Origin of the sequence: Saccharothrix deserti (assembly GCF_009769385.1) — a bacterium.
GTDB classification, from domain to species: Bacteria; Actinomycetota; Actinomycetes; order Mycobacteriales; family Pseudonocardiaceae; genus Actinosynnema; species Actinosynnema deserti.
The window spans coordinates 145,400-162,975 of the sequence record NZ_VKAB01000023.1; the positions used below are offsets into that span (position 1 = coordinate 145,400).

A 17,576-nucleotide genomic window follows, 5' to 3' on the forward strand; every position below is an offset into this window, starting at 1 on the left:
CTCGCGCCGCGACCTTGCTGAAGGCCTGGCCGGAGAACGCTTACCAGGCGTACGCCTCCGGCGCGGGGTTGCTGCCGTTCGGGCCCGGCGCCGGGAAGAGCTCGTCCAGCTTGGCCAGGGTGTCGGCGTCCAGCTTGATCTCGGTCGACCGGAGCGACCCGTCCAGCTGGTCGAGGGTGCGCGGTCCGATGATCGGAGACGTCACGCCCTCCTGGTGCAGCAGCCACGCCACGCCGACGTGGGCCGGGTCCTCACCGAGGTCGGCGGCCAGCTTCTCGTACGCCTCGATGGCGTCCCGGTGCTTCTCCAGCGACTGGAGGCTGCGGCCGCTGGTGCCGCGCACCGCGGCGCCCTCACGTTGCTTGCGCAGCACGCCACCGAGCAGACCGCCGCCCAGCGGCGACCACGGGATGACGCCGACGCCGTAGTGCCGCGCGGCGGGCAGGACTTCCAGTTCCACGAACCGGTTGACCAGGTTGTAGATCGACTGCTCGCTGACCAGGCCGAGGAAGTGACGGGTGCGCGCGGCCTCCTGCGCCTGCGCGATGTGCCACCCGGCGAAGTTGGACGACCCGAAGTAGATCACCTTCCCCTGCTGCCGCAGCACGGAAAAGGCTTCCCAGATCTCGTCCCACGGGGTGTCGCGGTCGACGTGGTGCATCTGGAACAGGTCGATGTAGTCGGTCTGCAACCGCTTCAGCGACGCGTCCGCCGCACGCCGGATGTGCAGGGCGGACAGCCGCTTCTCGTTCGGCCAGTCCCCCATGTCGCCGTACAGCTTGGTGGCGAGCACGGTCTTCTCCCGCCGCCCACCGCCCTGCGCGAACCACCGACCGATGATCTTCTCGGTGATGCCCTCCCCCCGCTGCCACCCGTAGACGTCAGCGGTGTCGAAGAAGTTGATGCCGTGCTCGTGGGCCCGGTCCATGATCGTGTGGCTGTCGTCCTCGGACGTCTCCGGCCCGAAGTTCATCGTCCCCAGGCACAGGCGGGACACGGACAGGCCGGAACGGCCGAGCTGGGTGTACTCCATACCGACCACCCTGCCTCAACCCGACCACGTTCGGCCAACAGCCGACAGCGAACAGCCAACACCGACCGGACGTCTCACCACGTCGACCACTCGGATCCGGGGACGGAGTCCCGCTTGACGTCCCAGATCCCCATGACCCGAGATTCCCGTCCCCTCGGCGTTCGCAAAATCGTTCCGCCGCAACGATCTCGAGGTTAAGATCCGCGCGAACACTGCTCAGGCAGGCACGAGAGCTGTGCGTGAAGGCTGGGGGAGGCCTGCATGGGGGGAGTTGCGCCCGACCGCGTCGTGCCACGTGACGGGGTCGCCCTGCCGCACGCCGTGCTGCTCCTGCTCGCCGCGATCGCCGCCGCCGTCGTCGCCCAGGGCGGCTACTACCTGCCCGGCCGGGTCTTCACCGCCGCACTGGCCGCGTTCGCCCTGGTCCTGGCTCTGCGCAACCGTCCGGTCGGCGTCGGTTTCCTGCCCTTGGCGTGCGCCGGGTTCGCCGCGTGGGCCGTCCTGCGGGCGGTCCTGAACGGCAGTTTCCCCAACGCCCTGCCCACGGTCGCGGCCGTCGCCTGCCTGGCTGCGGCGGCACTCGTGGCCCAGCACGCCGACGCCAGGCAACGGGAGCTGTGCGCTTCGGTGGTCGTCGGCGTCGGTGTGCTGGTGGCGCTGACCGGCTGGGCCGCCGTCGTGTGGCGGATCCCGTCGTGGTCGGTCGTCGCCGACGGCCTGGCCCGCGCCGCCTCGACCCTCACCTACCCCAACGCCGCCGCCGCGTTGCTCGCCGCGCTCGCCGTCCTCGCGCTCGCCCTGAACACCGCCCGCCCGGACTCGTTGCCGTTGACCGGCGCGGTGTACGCGCTGATGGTCGGTGTCGGCGCGACGCTCAGCCGCGCCGGTCTCCTCGCACTGCTCGCGGGTCTGGTGGCGCTGGCCGTGTTCGCCGGCGTCCGCCCGACCCTGCGGCACGCCGGCCCGGCCGGTCTCGGCGCGCTCGTCGCCTTCGGCGCGCTGGCCCCGTCGTTCCCGGTGTCGGAACCCGGCCAGACCGGCCTGGCGGTGCTCGGGCTCGTCATCGGCCTGGCGGTCACCCTGGGACTCAGCCGCGCGGGCGCGGTGTTCCGGCTGTCCGGCGTGGTGGTCGGGTTCGCCGTCGCCGCGATCGGCGCGCTCCTCGTCTACCGCCGCAGCCTCACCGCGCTGCTCGAAGGCCGGATCTCGACGAGCTCACCGGACCGCACCGGCGCGACGGGTGCGGCACTGGACCACGTCGCCGCGCAGCCGTTGGCGGGCACGGGACCGGGCCGCGGGTGGTTCGTGTTCACCGCGCCCACCGGCGAGGTCCGCGTCATGCGGTACGTGCACAACGAGTACCTCCAAGTGCTGGTCGAACTGGGCGCGATCGGCCTCGGCCTGCTGCTGCTGGTCCTGGTGGCGCTGGCCGTCACGGTCTGGCGCGGCCGGGCGGACGTCCCGCGACCGCTGTGGGCCGGAGCCGCCGCCGCGCTGGTCGTCCTGCTCGTGCACAGCGGCTTCGACTTCCTCTGGCACCTGCCCGTGATCGTCCTGGCCGCCGGACTGCTCACCGGCCTGGCCGCGCCGGCGGCCGACGGCCCGCCCCATGAACCCGCTGCGGGAACACACCCCGATGCAGTGGAAGCAAAGGAGAAACCGTGAAACTCCCATCGATCCGCGCCATCCGGCCGGCCAAGGCCGCGGCGGTCCTCGCCGTCGTCGCCGGTGCGATCTTCGCGTCCGTGCTGCCCTCCAGCGCCGACGTGAGCGCCCAGTCCCCGTCGCAGTCCGGTATCCGCGTCCAGTCACCGGCTGAACGACTGGCACGCGGTGCGGCGGTAAGAGTCGAGACGACGGTCGTCTGCGCGCCGGGTTCGTACGCCTACGTCAACGTGCGGCTCACCCAGCGCGTCGGGCCCGGCATCGCGAGCGGCGGCGCCAGCACGCAGGTCTCGAACTGCACCGGGAGCCTCCAGTCGGTGTTCCTCTCCGTGCACGCGGAGGAGCACCCGTTCCGGGCGGGCACGGCCTTCGCCAGCGCTTACCTGAGCGGCCCGTACCCCGGCTCGGTCACCGACGACCGCGAGATCGCGATCGTCAACCCGTGAGTCGACGGGGTGGGGCTCACCGACCGGTGAGCCCCACCCCGGCCCCTGCATCAACCGCAGTCACCGGGCACCGGGCACCGGGCACGACCAACCCGAACTCGTAGGCCGCGATCACGGCCTGCACCCGGTCCCGCAGCCCGAGCTTGCTCAGCACGTTGCTGACGTGCGTCTTCACCGTGTGCTCGGTGACCACCATGGCCCGCGCGATCTCCGCGTTGGACATCCCCCGCGCGATCAACGCCAACGTCTCCTGCTCCCGAGCCGTCAACGCGGGCACCCGCACCGCGGCACGGTCGGCGGAGCCGGCGGAGGTGAACCGGGCGATCAGCTTCCGCGTCACCGACGGCGCGAGCAGCGACTCACCACCCGCGATCACCCGGACCGCGTGCGCCAGGTCGTCCCGGCGCACGTCCTTGAGCAGGAACCCGCTGGCACCGGCCTTCAACGCGTCGTACACGTACTCGTCCACGTCGAACGTCGTCAGCATCAGCACCTTCGTCTCCGCGCTGACCTCCCGCGCCGCCTCGATCCCGTTCACCCCGGGCATCCGGATGTCCAGCAGCACCACGTCCGGCCGGAACTCCCGCACCGCCGCGATCGCCGCCGCACCGTCGCCGACCTCCGCGACCACCTCGATGTCCGGCTGCGCGTCGAGGATCATGGCGAACCCCGCGCGCACCAACTCCTGGTCGTCGGCGACCACCACCCGGATGCTCATGCCGGCAACCGAACGAGCACCTGGAACCCGGGCTGATCAGGACGCGGACCGGCGCTCGCCGTGCCACCGCACGCGACAGCGCGCTCCTGGACGCCGATCAGCCCGTGCCCACCACCCGCCGGTGAACCGCCCCGACCGTCGTCGGTGATGCTGATCATGAGCGAATCGTCCCGCCAATCGAGTCGGACGTCGGCACGCGCGGCTCCCGCGTGCTTGACGACGTTGGTCAGTGCTTCCTGCGTGATGCGATATGCGGCGACGGCGACGTCCGGCCGCAACGCCAGCGGCTCACCGGTGCTCGTGAACCCGACGTCCACCCCCGCGTTGCGCACCTGGTCACCCAACGCGGGCAAGTCGTCGATCGTCGGCTGCGGCGCACGAGGTCCGTCATCGCTCTTCAACACCGCGAGGATGCCCCGCAGCTGCACCATCGCGTCACGCCCCGCCGCCGCGATGGCGTCGAACGCGGCTTCGGCCCGCGCCGGATCGGCCCGCAACACCACCGGCCCGGCCTCCGCCTGCACGACCATCACGCTCACCGCGTGGGACAGGATGTCGTGCATGTCCCGCGCGATCCGGGCCCGTTCCCGTTCGGCGGCCCGTTCGGCTTCGACCTGCCGTTCGTGCTCCAGCCGCGCGGCACGCTCCTCGGACGCGGCGGTCGCCCGACCCAACCCGTAGGCGGCGGCGAACAGCACCACCGTCCGCAACGCCGTCTCCGGCCCGACCAGCAACAACGTGCCGCCGACCGACACGACCAGCGCCACCACCCGCGCCCGACGCCCCGAGTGGGCGGCAACCGCGTGCATCGCCACGATCCCGCCGTACCAGACCGGTTGCGCGGGCGAGTCCCCGCCGAAGTCGTAGAGCCCGGTCGCGACGAGACTGGCGAACAGCGCGGCCAACGGCGCCTCGCGACGCCACAGCAGCGGCACGGCCGACGCGATCACGACCGCGTAGCCCCACCAGTGGTAGTCCTCGCCCCGAGTCAGGAACGGCCACAGCTGCACCGCCGCGACCAGCACCGGAAGGCCCCACCGGATCAACACCGCGCGGATCGGCACGGGAACCACCTTGAACACGAGGAGGAGTCTCACACGAGGGCGGGCGCGCGGGTGGTGCGGGCGAGCGGCAGGAACGACACGAGCAGCAGTACCGCGCCGAGCGGGATGAGGTCCTTGTCGACGAACGGCATCGCGAGGTCGGCCAACACGAGCACCGGCGTCCACACCCGCGCGTGGCGGTGCAGGGCGAGCTGCACGACCAGCACCAACTGTCCGATGTAGAACAGGTACGGGCCGAGGTCGTAGAACGCGAGCGACACCCCGGGCAGGCTGCGGACGTCCTGGCTGATCGCCGCCATCTCCGCGTGGTCACCGGCGAGGAAGCCCGCCACGACGTCCACCGAGAACTGCCCGAACAACGCCAACGCACCCAGCGTGGCGATCAGGGCGGTGACCCGCGCTCGCGGACCGATCATCTCCCGCATCTGCCCGAAGATCGCGACGAACAGGGCCAGCGCGCCCATGAACGCCAAGTGGCCGGTAGTCCACGCGGGGCCAGGCCCCTTCACCCCGTCGAAGCCGTCGATGATCCGGACGACCCCGTAGACCAGCACGAGCAACGGTGCGGCGATGAACGCGGGGCGCTTGACTGTTCTCATGCCGCAAATCCTGCGGATTCCGCCGCCGGAACTGATCGCTCGCACGAGCGGTCTTCCGCCTCCCTCTCAAGAGTGAGAAGCGAGGTAAGCAGTCGTGGACGTCTCCAATGCGGCAACACACGCGGCAACAGCCGGATGGCCGTCCGCGCCCCGCCGGTAGGCGATGCGAGTGCGCCGGTGGACGCCGAGCCGAACCAGCCGGACGTCCGCAGGCGGGTGCGTGGCGCCGAGTTCCGGTACCAGCGCCACACCCTGCCCGGCGGCGACCAGCGCGAGCACGGCCGTGAAGTCGTCGGCGTGGTGACGCACCTGAGGCGTGAAGCCGGACGCCTGGCAGACCCGCATCGCCACGGTGTGGCAGAGCGTTCCAGGACTCCCGACGATCCACGCCGCCTGCCGTGCACCCTCGATCGGATCGCCTGCGTCGTCCCACCCGCCTGGCACCGCGAGGAACACCGTCTCGTCCAACAGCCGCACCGAATCCACGCCGGGATCGGGCTCGACCGGCGCGATGTCGTAGTCGTGCCACAACGCCACGTCCAGCCGACGGTCCCGCAGCGCGTCGGGCATGTCGACCGGATCCAGCTCGGTGACCATGAGGTCGAGCGCCGGGTGATCGCGCCCCAACGCGACCAGCGCCGCCGGCAACAACGTCGGCACCGCGCTGGGGAACGCCCCGATCCGCACCGTCCCGGACAACCCGCTCCGTGCGGCGGCCAACGTGGCCGTCGCGGCTTCCAAGGCGGCCAGGATCGTCTCGGCGTGCTGGACGAGTGCCGTGCCGGCCGGCGTGAGGCTGACACTCCGGCCGGTGTGCTCCAGCAGCGGAACTCCGGCCTCCCGTTGCAGGGCCGCGAGTTGCTGGGACACCGCCGACGGCGTGTAGGCGTGGGCCTGCGCAACCGCCGCGATGGTGCCCAGGTGTGCCAGGTCCCGCAGCAGCCGCAGGCGTCGAACGTCGAGCATCAGTTCAGCTTACGGTTCTGTTGAGAAACGTGAACTGGTCCTTCACCCTTCGCGCGGGCAAGGTGCGAACCATGACGCTCTCCGGTTTGTACGTCCCGCTGATCACCCCGTTCGACCGCACCGGCGCCGTAGCCCTGGACGCCCTGGAGTCCCTGGCCCACCAAGTGCTGGAGGCGGGTGCACGCGGTCTCGTGGCACTGGGCACCACCGCCGAGCCCTCCTCCCTGACCGCAACAGAGCACCGCGAGATCATCGACGTGACCACCCGCGTCGCCCGCGAGCACAACGCGCACCTGTTGGTAGGCGCGAACACCCCACAGGCCCTGCACGCGTTGACCGACCACCCGGAGGTCGTGGCAGCGCTGACCGTGGTGCCACCGTTCGTCCGCCCAGGCGAGGAGGGCGTGCTCGCCCACTTCACCCGCCTGGCCGCCGACAGCCCGGTCCCGCTGGTCGCATACGACATCCCACACCGAACCGGCCAGTACCTGTCCGCAGCCACCCTGCACCGCCTGGCCGCCATTCCCGGCGTCTTGGGCCTGAAGTACGCACCCGGCGGGATCAACGCCGACACCATCGCCCTCTTCGCCGATCAGCCGTCCGACCTGGCGATCCTCGGCGGCGACGACGCGTTCATCTCGCCACTGCTGGCGCTCGGCGCGCACGGCGGCATCCTGGCCGGCTCACACGTCGCCACGACCGAGTTCGCGCAGTTGATCGACGCCTGGCGCACCGGCGACACCACCACCGCGCGCCCGTTGGGCAACCGACTAGGCGTCCTGGCAACCGCCCTGTTCGCCGAACCGAACCCCACCGTGATCAAGGCCGTCCTGCACGCCCAAGGCCGAATCCCCACCCCGGACGTCCGCCTACCACTCCTGCCCGCTCACCCCACCAGCACCGAGACCGCACTCCACGCCCTCGACACCGTCACCTCTGCCGCACGCCCGCTCGCCACACAGCGTGGGTGAGCGGCACGCCCGGCCGATACGCCAGGTGGGTCGTCGAAGGCGCGTCAAGCACGTGGATGTCCGCCCGTGCACCCGGTGACAGGTGGCCGACATCGCTGCGGCGCAACGCTTTCGCGCCGTTCAAGGTGGCTGCCGTGACGGCTTCCTCGATGGTCATGCGCATCTGAAGCACGGCTGTGGTGATGCAGTAGGCCATCGACGTCGTGTAGGAGCTGCCCGGATTGCAGTTGCTGGCCAAGGCGACCGTCACACCGGCGTCCAGGAGTCGACGGGCAGGCGGCAGCGATTGGCGGGTCGACAGGTCGCACGCCGGTAGCAGGGTGGCAACGGTGGACGAGTTGGCCAACGCGTCGACATCTGCGGCGGACAGGTACGTGCAGTGGTCGACGCTCGCCGCGCCCAGCTCCACCGCGAGCCGAACGCCCGGTCCTTCGCCCAACTGGTTGCCGTGCACCCGCAAGCCCAGCCCCTTGGCCCGAGCGGCTTCGAGGACGGCACGCGACTGGTCCTCGTCGAACGCCCCCTGCTCGCAGAACACGTCCGCCCACCGCACGTGCGGAGCCACCGCGTCGAGCATCGGGCCGGTCGCCAAAGCCACGTACGTGTCCGGATCAGCACCCGGCGGCACGAGATGCGCGCCGAGGAAGGTCACTTCGTCGACGTGTTGAGCAGCGATCCGCGCAGACCGAAGCTCGTCCTCGACCGTCAACCCGTAGCCGGTCTTGGTCTCAAGCGTCGTGGTGCCCTGTGCGACGGCTTCCGCGACGTGACGTCGCAGATTGTCTGCAATATCCGCGTCCGAGGCGGCACGGGTGGCGTTGACGGTCACCGCAATACCGCCTGCTGTATACGGTCGACCGGCCATGCGCGCTTCGAACTCGGTGGTGCGATCGCCCGCGAAGAGCAGGTGCGTGTGGCTGTCCACCCAACCGGGGAGGACGGCCCGCCCCTCCACGTCGATCCGCGAATCGGCAACCGGCGCGGACGACGCCGGACCGACCCACTCGACCCGACCGTCGGTGAAGACGAGCGCGGCATCGGTGAGGCGACCGAGTTCCGGATCGTTGGTGGTCAACTCACCGATGCCGGTGATGAGCGTGCTGATCATGGGTTAAGGAAGCGCTGCCAGGCGTCGGCTGGGAAGGTCAGCAGGCCCTCAGCGGGGTTCTTCGAGTCCCGAACCGCCACCGCAGGAGCGAAGAAGGCGACTTCGACGCAATTGTCCTGGCCGCCAGCCCCGCTGCGGCTGCTCTTCCGCCACACCGCGTCGGTGAAGTTCCCGGTAGGCAACAGACCGCCCCTCATTCGTACTCGGCGATGATCTGCTCGATCAAGACGACCGAGTCCTCCGGACTGAGCGCTCGGTCAAGCAGGTGGTCGAACAGAATCCTAGCCCGCCACACCCCACTGGGTTCCTCGATGTGGATGGACCCGATGGCGTACCCCACGTACAACATGGTCCGGTCTTCGGGGTCCGGGAAATCCAGCAGCGTGAAGGCACCACCTTGCCCACCGTGCGCACCGATGCTCTGCGGACTCATCGATCAAAGCGACCAGGTGCAATGGCTCCGCATCGTCGGTGAGGCGGCGCTGCCGGATCAGTCTGACCTGGATTTCGGTGCCTTGTTCGACCCGCTTCAAGGCACCCGACGCGAAGATCGCCTTCATGTACGGCTGGGTTTGCAGCAGGCCGGGTATGTAGATGAGCGCTAGTTCGTTGATCTCTTTGGCTTCGGTCTCCAGGTCCACATAACCCATGGCGCGCATCCCGAACTTCATCCACAACCGGGGCTTCAGGGCATCGCGCACCTGGTCGAGCAGGTCGGGGTCGTACTGGTCGTAGACGTCCATCATCGATCGGGCGAGGTGGACATCGACCTTGGTCTCACCAGCCTCTAGCCGGTAGAGGCTGTTGCGGTGCTTGTCGAGCGCGACGGCGGCGTCCTCGATGGTCATGCCGGCCGCCTCCCGCATCCGGCGCAAGCGGCGGGCCAACTTCCTGCGGCGAAAGGTCGGGCGTGGTGGGGGCATGTGGCCATGATCCTGAACGGGAGTGCGAAGAGTGGGAATCTCACCGCCCGATCAGGTGACAACGTCCGTCAGCAGCCGCGCGACGTCACCCAACTGCTCGTGCACGCCGTCACGTGCCACGACCTTCCCGCCGACCACGACAGTAGCCACGTCCGACGCCGTCGCGGCCAGGACCACCTGCTCGGGCGCAGCCCCCGCGGTCCGCACCGAATTCACCCGAACGGCGACGAGGTCAGCCGGTGCGCCCACCTCGATCCGACCGGCCTCCGGCCACCCGATGGAGGCGTGATTCGTCAGCGCGGCAACGAGTTCGTCCGGCGTGAAGCGCCCACGCTGCCCGGAACGCAACCGCTCGTTGTGCTCCAGAGCGCGCGCCTCCACCAACGGATCGATCACCGCGTGCTGGTCGCTCCCCAACGACAACGGCACCCCGGCGTCCGCCAACTCCCGCGCCGGACCGATCCCGTCCGCCAGGTCCGCCTCCGTCGTCGGGCAGAAGCACACCCCGGTCCGCGTCGAACCCAGAAGAGCGATGTCCTTTGCAGACAAGTGCGTCCCGTGCACGGCCGTCGTCCGCGGCGTCAGGGCACCGGCTTCGGCGAGCAACTCCGTCGGAGTCATCCCGTACGACTCCAGGCACGCCTCGTTCTCGGCGGGTTGCTCCGACAGGTGTACGTGCAGCGGCCGTTCGGGGAACGCGCCCGCTACCAGCGACAACGTTTCACGTGGCACAGCGCGCACCGAGTGGATCGCCGCGCCGATCTTGGTGTTCTCGTCATCGCGCAGCTCAGCGACCCTGTCGAGCCACCTGTCCCCGGTCCCGTCGGAGAACCGCTCCTGCACACCCCGCACAGGTTCACCTATCCCACCCGCCAGATAGCAAGCGTCCAACAGGGTGAGCCTGATCCCGGCGTCACGAGCGGCCTGCCGCAAGGCCTCCGCCATCTCGTTCCCACCGTTGTGCAGGTAGTGGAACTCCCCCACCGCCGTCACCCCGGCCACGGCCATCTCCGCGTACACGGCCCTGGCCAGCCTCAGGTACGAGTCGGGCGTCAGCCGCTCCGCCACCGCGTACATCCGGTCGCGCCACGTCCAGAACGTCCCGCCGTCCCCGTGCGTGCGTCCGCGCAACGCCCGGTGGAACGCGTGCGAGTGCGCGTTGGCGAAACCGGGGAACACCAGGCCGTAGAGCCGTTCCACCGCCAGCGGGATGGTGTTCACAGTGGACACCGACGTGATGACGCCCTTGTCCACCCGAACCAGCACCCGGGACGCGATCCCGCCCGGCAACCACGCCCGCTCGCACCAGAAGCTCTTCATCGCGTCAAGTGCTCCAATGTCGTCGCCAGCGCCACCACGCCCGCCGCGCAGTCGTCCGCCTCCGCGAACTCCTCCGGCGCGTGGCTGATCCCGGTCGGGTTGCGCACGAACAGCATGGCGGTCGGCACGTGCGCGGCCAGGATCCCGGCGTCGTGACCGGCCCCGGTGGGGAGGGTGGGTGTGTTTTCGCCGAGGGCACTTCGTATATGAGATATGAGACCGGGGTCGAAGAAAACAGTTCCCCCCCAACTCTCCTCGGCCACCCGCACCTCGCAGCCCTCCTCCGCAGCCGCCGCACGGGCCGCCGACGTGATCCGGTCGACCACCTCACGGGTGCGCGGCTCGTCGTCGGCCCGCGCGTCAAGCCAGACGTCCACGGACGAGGCGATGACGTTGGTGCCGCCGGGGTTCGGCACGATCCGGCCGACGGTGGCTCGGGCGCCGGCGGTGGCGGCACGGCGTGCGGCCAGCACCATCTGCGCGGCGGGCAGCATCGGGTCGCGGCGGTCCTCGATGAGGGTCGCGCCGGCGTGGTTGCCCTCACCGGTGAACGTGTACCGCCACCGGCCGTGGGCGAGGATCGAACTGGCGAGGCCGACCGGGACGTCCAGCCCCCGGCCCTGCTCGACGTGCAGCTCGACAAAAGCGCTGATGGACGCCAGCGCCCGGTCGTCGCGGCCCATCCGCAACGGGTCGAAGCCGGCGGCGTGGGCGGCCTCGCCGAACGTGATGCCGTCCGCGTCGACCAGCTTGCAGGCGGCTTCCGGGGTGATCGCGCCGGTCATCAGGCGGGAACCGAGGCAGGCCACGCCGAAGCGCCCGCCCTCCTCCTCCACGAACACGACGATCGCCAGCGGCTTCGACGGGGTGAAACCCTTCGCGCGCAACAGGTCCACCGCCTGCAACGCCGAGATCACGCCCAGCGGGCCGTCGAACGCGCCGCCGCCGGGCACCGAGTCGAGGTGGCTGCCGGTGATCACGGCGTCCGGCCCCGGTCGGCCCCACCAAGCCCAGATGTTGCCGTTGCGGTCGGGGTAGACGTCGAGGCCGCGGCGCTGCGCCTCCTCCACGAACCAGGCGCGGAGTTCGAGTTCGACGGCGTCGAAACCGTGGCGCGAGTAGCCGCCGCGTCTGGGGTCGCGGCCGACGTCGGCGATGTCCACGAGGTCAGTCATCACTGCTCATCGGCTTCGGCGCTCATCGGGATGGGGACGTTCTTGTCCTCGGCGACGTCGATCGCCCGCTGGTACCCGGCGTCGACGTGGCGGATGACGCCCATGGCGGGGTCGTTGGTCAGCACCCGTTCGATCTTCTGCGCCGCCAACGGGGTGCCGTCGGCGACCGTCACCTGACCGGCGTGGATGGACCTGCCGATGCCGACGCCGCCGCCGTGGTGCAGGGACACCCAGGTGGCGCCCGACGCGGTGTTGACCAGGGCGTTGAGCAGGGGCCAGTCGGCGATGGCGTCCGAACCGTCGGCCATCGCCTCGGTCTCGCGGTACGGGGAGGCGACCGAGCCGCAGTCGAGGTGGTCGCGGCCGATGACGATCGGCGCGGACAGCTCGCCGGACGCGACCATCTCGTTGAACTTGAGGCCGGCGAGGTGGCGTTCGCCGTAGCCGAGCCAGCAGATGCGGGCGGGCAGGCCCTGGAACTCGACGCGTTCGCCCGCCATCTTGATCCAGCGCGCCAGCTGCTCGTTCTCCGGGAAGAGCTCGAGGATGGCGCGGTCGGTCTTGGCGATGTCGGCCGGGTCGCCGGACAGCGCGGCCCAGCGGAACGGGCCCTTGCCCTCGCAGAACAGCGGCCGGATGTAGGCGGGGACGAAGCCGGGGAAGTCGAACGCGCGGTCGTAGCCGCCGAGCTTGGCCTCGCCGCGGATGGAGTTGCCGTAGTCGAAGACCTCGGCGCCGCGGTCCATGAAGCCCACCATGGCCTCGACGTGGTCGGCCATCGAACCGCGGGCGCGGTCGGTGAACTCGTCGGGCTTGGCGGCGGCGTAGTCCGGCCAGTCCTCGACCGGGACGCCCTTCGGGCAGTACGCGAGCGGGTCGTGCGCGGAGGTCTGGTCGGTGACGATGTCGACCGGGACCTCGCGGCGCAGCAGCTCGGGCAGCACCTCGGCGGCGTTGCCGATCAGGCCCACGGACAGGGCCCGGCCTTCGGACTTCGCCTTGAGCACGCGGTCGATCGCGTCGTCGATGTCGTCGGCGATCTCGTCCAGGTAGCGGGTCTCGACGCGGCGGCGGGCGCGCTGCGGGTCGACCTCGATGCAGAGCGCGACGCCCTCGTTCATGGTGACCGCGAGCGGTTGCGCGCCGCCCATGCCGCCGAGACCGGCGGTGACGGTCAGTGTGCCGCGAAGGGTGCCGTTGAAGCGCTTGTTGGCGACGGCGGCGAACGTCTCGTAGGTGCCCTGGAGGATGCCCTGGGTGCCGATGTAGATCCACGAACCGGCCGTCATCTGGCCGTACATGGTCAGGCCCTCGGCTTCGAGGCGGCGGAACTCGGGCCAGTTCGCCCAGTCCGGCACGAGGTTCGAGTTCGCGATGAGCACGCGCGGCGCCCACTCGTGGGTGCGCATGACGCCGACCGGGCGGCCGGACTGGACGAGCAGGGTCTCGTCGTCGGCGAGGTTGGCCAGCTCGCGGCTGATCGCGTGGAAGCTCGGCCAGTCGCGGGCGGCCTTGCCGGTGCCGCCGTAGACGACGAGGTCCTCGGGGCGTTCGGCGACGTCGGGGTCGAGGTTGTTGTGGAACATCCGCAAGGCGGCCTCGGTCGGCCAGCTGCGGGCGGTGAGGTCGGTTCCTCGGGCGGCACGCACCATCACAGGGCTCCGTTCCGGATCAGTTCTTCGGCGGCGGCGATCTCGGGCGCGAGGTGGCGGTCCGGGCCGGGGCCCCCGACGTGCTCGCGGAGCTTCGCCACGGCGGCCGCGGTCGCGGGGGCGGGCTTGAGCGGTTTGCGCAGGTCCAGGGCGCGGGCGGCGGTCAGGAACTCGATCGCGAGAACCTTGCGCAGGCCGTCCACGGACTGGCGCAGCTTGCGGGCGGAGGACCAGCCCATGGAGACGTGGTCCTCCTGCATCGCGCTGCTCGGGATCGAGTCGACCGAGGCGGGCGCGGCCAGGCGCTTCAGCTCGCTGACGATCGCGGCCTGGGTGTACTGGGCGATCATGTGGCCGGAGTCGACGCCCGGGTCGTGGGCCAGGAACGGCGGCAGGCCGTGCGAGCGGTTCACGTCGAGCATCCGGTCGGTGCGGCGTTCCGCGATGCTCGCCACGTCGGCCGTGGGGATGGCGAGGAAGTCCAGCACGTAGGCGATCGGCGCGCCGTGGAAGTTGCCGTTCGACTCGACCCGGCCGTCGGCCAGCACCACCGGGTTGTCGATGGACGACGCCAGCTCACGGTCCGCGACGGTCTCGGCGTAGGCGACGGTGTCGCGGGCCGCGCCGTGGACCTGCGGTGAGCAGCGCAACGAGTAGGCGTCCTGGACGCGGGTGCAGTCCGGGCCGCGGTGGCTGTCCATGATCTCGGAGTCCCGCAGGATCTCCGCCATCCGCTGGGCGGACCGGCCCTGGCCGGGGTGCGGGCGCAGGGCCTGGAGGTCGGCGGCGAACACGCGGTCCGTGCCGAGGAGGGCTTCCACGCTCATCGCGGCGGTCAGGTCGGCGACGTCCAGCAGGTAGTGCAGGTCCCTGATCGCGAGGACGAGCATGCCGAGCATGCCGTCGGTGCCGTTGATCAGGGCCAGGCCCTCCTTCTCGGCCAGGCGGACGGGTTCGATGCCCGCCTTGGCGAGGGCCTGTGCGGCCGGGACGAGGTTGTCGTCGGCGTCGCGAACCTGGCCTTCACCCGTGAGGGCGAGGGCGGCGGCGGACAGCGGGGCGAGGTCGCCCGAGCAGCCGAGCGAGCCGAACTCGTGGACGACCGGGGTGATGCCGGCGTTCAGCATCGCGGCCATCGTCTCGGCGGTCTCCAGCCTGATGCCGGTGTGACCGCTGGTCAGGGTCTTGAGGCGGAGCAGGACGAGGGCGCGGACGACCTCTCGCTCGACCTCGGGGCCGGCGCCCGCCGCGTGCGAGCGGACCAGGGACTGCTGGAGCGCGGCACGGCGGTCCGGCGGGATGTGCCGGACCGCCAGCGCGCCGAACCCGGTGGAGACGCCGTAGGTGGGCTTCTCGGCCGTGGCCAGGCGTTCGATGTGTGCCCGAGCGGTCGTGACCGCGTCGCGGGCCGCCTCCGTGATCTCCACGCGCGCGCCGCCACGGGCCACGGCGTGGACGTCCTCGCGGGTCAGGGGCTTCGGACCCAACTGCACGGGTTGCATGTGCTCATCTCAACCCGGCAGCCGGGTCCGCACGACCCGAGGTCCGGCGATCGTGTCTGGAATACCAGACTCGGTCAGCGGCCGATCCAGGACATGTCCGGGTTCAGGTCGACCTCGACCGCCTCGGCCGCGGCGATCAGCGCCTCCGCCGACTTGGTGTCCGGGCCGTTGCCGGCGACCAACAGGTACCGCTGCGGGGCCAGCTCGACGCGCAGGTAGCCGTTGCCGGTGGCGAGGTACTCGGCGGGCAGGCCGCGCGCGGTGACCGCAACCCACGTGCCGTAGCCGCCCTTGAGCTCGGGCGCGATGTTGTTGCTGAGCGTCGCGGAGTAGCCGACACCGTCGATCTCACCGCTCGTGGACACGCTCCACTTGCCCTCACTGTGCGTTTCGCCGTTCACGGTGACCGTGTAGTCGACCGAGCCGCCGATGGACATCGGCGAACGCGCCGGCGTGGGGTCCGGCCGCAACGACTCGGCGATCCGCAACGCCGAGGCGCGCACGTCCGGCGCGTTCAGCAGGGTGAGCTGGATGTAGACGCCCGGTTCCGGGTTGAGCACGACCTCCGCGTCGGGGTTGGTCGCGTCCTGCTGCGGGTCCGTGATCTGGGCGGGCTTGCCGTTGACCGTCGCCCGGCTGTCACCGGACGCGTTGATGATCCGGTTGTGCAGCGCCTGCTTCCCCTCCTCGCTGTGCGCGATGACCAGGGTGAACATCGGCGTGTCGGACTGCCCGTTGGGGACGCGGTGGACCCAGTGCCGCTGGGTCCGGTCGTCCAGGTCGACGATCCGGTCCCCCTCGATCATGCCGTCGGGCAGCCACGTCGGGCTGTAGCCGAGGGTGGCCGGGGCGTTCGTGGCGGCGGTGGTCGTGGTCGGGACGGTGGTGTTCTGGGCGCCGGCCTCGGTCGACGGGCGGATGTTCGCCGTGGTGACGACGGCGACGGCCGCGATGGCCACCGCGCCGGTCGCCGCGGCGAGGGACAGGAACAGCGGCTTGCGGCTCTTCTTGGGGCGGTAGAGCGCGGCCAGGACGTTGCCCTCCGGCGGGGTCTGCTCGGCACGCAGCCGCAGCGCGTCCCTGATTTGGCTCTCGGTGTCCATCACAGTGCCTCCTTCACGCGGTCGTTCGCGCGCAGCGTCGCCAGCGCGCGGGAAATGTGGCTGCGGACCGTGACCTGGGAGCAGTTCAGGGTCTCGGCGATCTCGGCGTCGTCGTAGCCCTCGTAGTAGCGCAGCACGACGCACGCCTTCTGCTTGCGCGGCAGCTTGTCGATGCGCTGGAGCATCGCTTCGCGCTCGTCGTAGAAGCCGGACGGGTCCGGGCTCGGCGGGTCGATGCTGTGCAGCGGGGTGTGCGTCTTCCGGCGGCGGCGCCAGCTCAGGAACTCGTTGGTGACCATCCTCTTCAGGTAGGCGGCGGGGGCGTCGACCTGGGCGATGCGTGTCCAGCGCTGTTGGGCTCTGAGCAGGCACTCCTGGACCACGTCCTGGGCCAGGTGCGGGTCGCCGGTCAGCACGGTGGCGTAGCGCAGCAGCGGGGTGACCTGCCCGGTGGCGAAGTCCTCGAAGCTGGTCGTCATACCCCTCCAATGCGCTTTGCCGCGGTTTTGTTGAGAATGGCTTTCGTGGGAGGCAGCAGCGACGTGCCGGCGTTGCGCCGAGGGTTGGCGGTGCTGCGGCTGCTGGCCAGCAGGCCGGGTCCGCTGTCGGCGGCGGCGGTGGCGCGTGAGCTGTCCTTGCCCAGGTCCACGACGTACCACCTGCTGGCGGAGCTGGCGGCGGCCGGGTTCGCGACCCACTTCCCCGAGGAGCGACGCTACGGGCTCGGCGTGGCGGCGTTCGAGCTCGGGTCGGCGTACCTGCGGCACGACCCGTTGGAGCGGTTGGCGCGGCCGGTGCTGCGGCGGTTGGTGGATTCCGTCGGGCGGACCGCTCATCTGGGGGTGCTGCACGGTTCGGAGGCGTTGTACCTGGTGCGGGAGCAGCCCCGGCAGCCGACGACGATCGTGTCGGACGTCGGGGTGCGGCTGCCCGCGCACCTGACCGCTTCGGGTCGGGCGGTGCTGGGCCGGCTGCCGGCGGCGCAGGTGCGGGCGCTGTTCCCGGGCCCGTTCGTGGACCGGACCGGGCGGGGGCCGCGGAACCTGCCCGCGTTGCGGCGCCTGCTGGCGGTGGAGCGGCGGCGCGGGTGGGCGGTGGAGGACGGTTACGTGACGGCCGGGTTCGCCTCGGTGGCGGCGCCCGTGTTCGACCACGGCGAGCGGCCGATCGCGGCGATCACGGTGACGTTCCGGCACGTGTGCGAGGTGGAGTGCGGCGAGACGTGGCCGGAGTTGGCGGCGGAGATCCGGCGTGCGGCGGACGAGCTGACCAGCCGGATCGGCGGACGCGGCTGACCCGCAGAGGGCTCGCCCGGATTTTCATGCGGGTTT

17 protein-coding genes and 1 pseudogene are annotated in these 17,576 nt (G+C 70.8%); 4 read left to right on the top strand and 14 right to left on the bottom strand.

Annotation, left to right across the window (positions count from 1 at the left end; translation table 11 throughout):
* Positions 1 to 40: 40 nt before the first annotated feature.
* A complete protein-coding gene (locus FM051_RS32050; protein WP_158849950.1) occupies positions 41 to 1,033 on the bottom strand; it encodes an aldo/keto reductase in 993 nt (330 codons plus the stop codon).
* A 261-nt stretch (positions 1,034 to 1,294) separates the two neighbouring features.
* Between FM051_RS32050 and FM051_RS32055 the strand changes: the two genes are divergently transcribed.
* Together FM051_RS32055 and FM051_RS32060 are read left to right on the top strand one after the other, a co-directional pair.
* Complete coding sequence (locus tag FM051_RS32055) at positions 1,295 to 2,698, top strand: O-antigen ligase family protein (protein WP_158849952.1); 1,404 nt, start codon at positions 1,295 to 1,297, stop codon at positions 2,696 to 2,698.
* Positions 2,695 to 3,144, top strand: coding sequence for a hypothetical protein (locus FM051_RS32060; protein WP_158849954.1), 450 nt, complete (start codon positions 2,695 to 2,697; stop codon positions 3,142 to 3,144). Before FM051_RS32055 ends, FM051_RS32060 begins: the two co-directional genes overlap by 4 nt.
* 16 nt (positions 3,145 to 3,160) lie before the next feature.
* Here the strand turns inward: FM051_RS32060 and FM051_RS32065 are convergent, their stop codons facing one another.
* The 4 genes from FM051_RS32065 to FM051_RS32080 form a co-directional block, all read right to left on the bottom strand.
* The gene (locus tag FM051_RS32065; RefSeq protein ID WP_158849956.1) at positions 3,161 to 3,862 is read right to left on the bottom strand and encodes a response regulator; all 702 of its coding nucleotides are present in this window, start codon (positions 3,860 to 3,862) and stop codon (positions 3,161 to 3,163) included.
* Positions 3,859 to 4,944 (bottom strand): sensor histidine kinase, encoded by a 1,086-nt coding sequence (locus FM051_RS32070; protein ID WP_202919125.1) that lies wholly within the window; start codon positions 4,942 to 4,944, stop codon positions 3,859 to 3,861. Before FM051_RS32070 ends, FM051_RS32065 begins: the two co-directional genes overlap by 4 nt.
* 11 nt (positions 4,945 to 4,955) lie before the next feature.
* Entirely contained in the window at positions 4,956 to 5,525 is a 570-nt protein-coding gene (locus tag FM051_RS32075; protein WP_158849960.1) for a hypothetical protein, read from the bottom strand.
* Positions 5,526 to 5,591: 66 nt separating this feature from the next.
* Entirely contained in the window at positions 5,592 to 6,491 is a 900-nt protein-coding gene (locus FM051_RS32080) for a LysR family transcriptional regulator (protein WP_158849962.1), read from the bottom strand.
* A 71-nt stretch (positions 6,492 to 6,562) separates the two neighbouring features.
* Between FM051_RS32080 and FM051_RS32085 the strand changes: the two genes are divergently transcribed.
* Entirely contained in the window at positions 6,563 to 7,462 is a 900-nt protein-coding gene (locus FM051_RS32085; protein ID WP_158849964.1) for a dihydrodipicolinate synthase family protein, read from the top strand.
* Here the strand turns inward: FM051_RS32085 and hutI are convergent.
* The 9 genes and pseudogenes from hutI to FM051_RS32130 all read right to left on the bottom strand — a co-directional run bounded on the left by hutI (position 7,422) and on the right by FM051_RS32130 (position 16,724).
* Entirely contained in the window at positions 7,422 to 8,570 is a 1,149-nt protein-coding gene (hutI, locus tag FM051_RS32090) for an imidazolonepropionase (RefSeq protein ID WP_202919126.1), read from the bottom strand. The two genes, FM051_RS32085 and hutI, sit on opposite strands and share 41 nt — an antisense overlap.
* A complete protein-coding gene (locus tag FM051_RS32095; protein WP_158849966.1) occupies positions 8,567 to 8,767 on the bottom strand; it encodes a DUF397 domain-containing protein in 201 nt (66 codons plus the stop codon). Before FM051_RS32095 ends, hutI begins: the two co-directional genes overlap by 4 nt.
* A pseudogene (locus FM051_RS32100) lies at positions 8,764 to 9,493 on the bottom strand (helix-turn-helix domain-containing protein). Before FM051_RS32100 ends, FM051_RS32095 begins: the two are co-directional and overlap by 4 nt.
* A 51-nt stretch (positions 9,494 to 9,544) precedes the next feature.
* Positions 9,545 to 10,813, bottom strand: coding sequence for a formimidoylglutamate deiminase (locus FM051_RS32105; protein ID WP_158849968.1), 1,269 nt, complete (start codon positions 10,811 to 10,813; stop codon positions 9,545 to 9,547).
* On the bottom strand, positions 10,810 to 11,988 hold the full coding sequence (locus FM051_RS32110; protein WP_158849970.1) for an allantoate amidohydrolase: 1,179 nt from the start codon (positions 11,986 to 11,988) through the stop codon (positions 10,810 to 10,812). The genes FM051_RS32105 and FM051_RS32110 overlap by 4 nt, the downstream gene beginning before the upstream one ends.
* Positions 11,988 to 13,640, bottom strand: a complete 1,653-nt coding sequence (gene hutU / locus FM051_RS32115; protein WP_158849972.1) for a urocanate hydratase — start codon at positions 13,638 to 13,640, stop codon at positions 11,988 to 11,990. The genes FM051_RS32110 and hutU overlap by 1 nt, the downstream gene beginning before the upstream one ends.
* Positions 13,640 to 15,142, bottom strand: a complete 1,503-nt coding sequence (gene hutH / locus FM051_RS32120; protein ID WP_158849974.1) for a histidine ammonia-lyase — start codon at positions 15,140 to 15,142, stop codon at positions 13,640 to 13,642. The genes hutU and hutH overlap by 1 nt, the downstream gene beginning before the upstream one ends.
* 74 nt (positions 15,143 to 15,216) lie before the next feature.
* Positions 15,217 to 16,245, bottom strand: coding sequence for a hypothetical protein (locus tag FM051_RS32125; protein WP_158849975.1), 1,029 nt, complete (start codon positions 16,243 to 16,245; stop codon positions 15,217 to 15,219).
* Positions 16,245 to 16,724: a SigE family RNA polymerase sigma factor gene (locus FM051_RS32130; protein WP_158849976.1), complete on the bottom strand. Its 480-nt coding sequence runs from the start codon at positions 16,722 to 16,724 to the stop codon at positions 16,245 to 16,247. Before FM051_RS32130 ends, FM051_RS32125 begins: the two co-directional genes overlap by 1 nt.
* Before the next feature lie 45 nt (positions 16,725 to 16,769).
* On the opposite strand from FM051_RS32130, the gene FM051_RS32135 reads away from it, so the two are divergent.
* A complete protein-coding gene (locus FM051_RS32135; protein WP_158849977.1) occupies positions 16,770 to 17,540 on the top strand; it encodes an IclR family transcriptional regulator in 771 nt (256 codons plus the stop codon).
* Positions 17,541 to 17,576: the final 36 nt, after the last annotated feature.

What these genes read in the sequence shown, in the direction of transcription:
- FM051_RS32075 (WP_158849960.1), bottom strand. Translation starts at nt 5,525, where the DNA reads ATGAGAACAGTCAAGCGCCCCGCGTTCATCGCCGCACCGTTGCTCGTG.
- FM051_RS32065 (WP_158849956.1), bottom strand. Translation starts at nt 3,862, where the DNA reads ATGAGCATCCGGGTGGTGGTCGCCGACGACCAGGAGTTGGTGCGCGCG.
- FM051_RS32105 (WP_158849968.1), bottom strand. Translation starts at nt 10,813, where the DNA reads ATGAAGAGCTTCTGGTGCGAGCGGGCGTGGTTGCCGGGCGGGATCGCG.
- FM051_RS32055 (WP_158849952.1), top strand. Translation starts at nt 1,295, where the DNA reads ATGGGGGGAGTTGCGCCCGACCGCGTCGTGCCACGTGACGGGGTCGCC.
- hutU (WP_158849972.1), bottom strand. Translation starts at nt 13,640, where the DNA reads ATGGTGCGTGCCGCCCGAGGAACCGACCTCACCGCCCGCAGCTGGCCG.
- FM051_RS32050 (WP_158849950.1), bottom strand. Translation starts at nt 1,033, where the DNA reads ATGGAGTACACCCAGCTCGGCCGTTCCGGCCTGTCCGTGTCCCGCCTG.
- FM051_RS32125 (WP_158849975.1), bottom strand. Translation starts at nt 16,245, where the DNA reads ATGGACACCGAGAGCCAAATCAGGGACGCGCTGCGGCTGCGTGCCGAG.
- hutH (WP_158849974.1), bottom strand. Translation starts at nt 15,142, where the DNA reads ATGCAACCCGTGCAGTTGGGTCCGAAGCCCCTGACCCGCGAGGACGTC.
- hutI (WP_202919126.1), bottom strand. Translation starts at nt 8,570, where the DNA reads ATGATCAGCACGCTCATCACCGGCATCGGTGAGTTGACCACCAACGAT.
- FM051_RS32095 (WP_158849966.1), bottom strand. Translation starts at nt 8,767, where the DNA reads ATGAGGGGCGGTCTGTTGCCTACCGGGAACTTCACCGACGCGGTGTGG.
- FM051_RS32085 (WP_158849964.1), top strand. Translation starts at nt 6,563, where the DNA reads ATGACGCTCTCCGGTTTGTACGTCCCGCTGATCACCCCGTTCGACCGC.
- FM051_RS32080 (WP_158849962.1), bottom strand. Translation starts at nt 6,491, where the DNA reads ATGCTCGACGTTCGACGCCTGCGGCTGCTGCGGGACCTGGCACACCTG.
- FM051_RS32130 (WP_158849976.1), bottom strand. Translation starts at nt 16,724, where the DNA reads ATGACGACCAGCTTCGAGGACTTCGCCACCGGGCAGGTCACCCCGCTG.
- FM051_RS32110 (WP_158849970.1), bottom strand. Translation starts at nt 11,988, where the DNA reads ATGACTGACCTCGTGGACATCGCCGACGTCGGCCGCGACCCCAGACGC.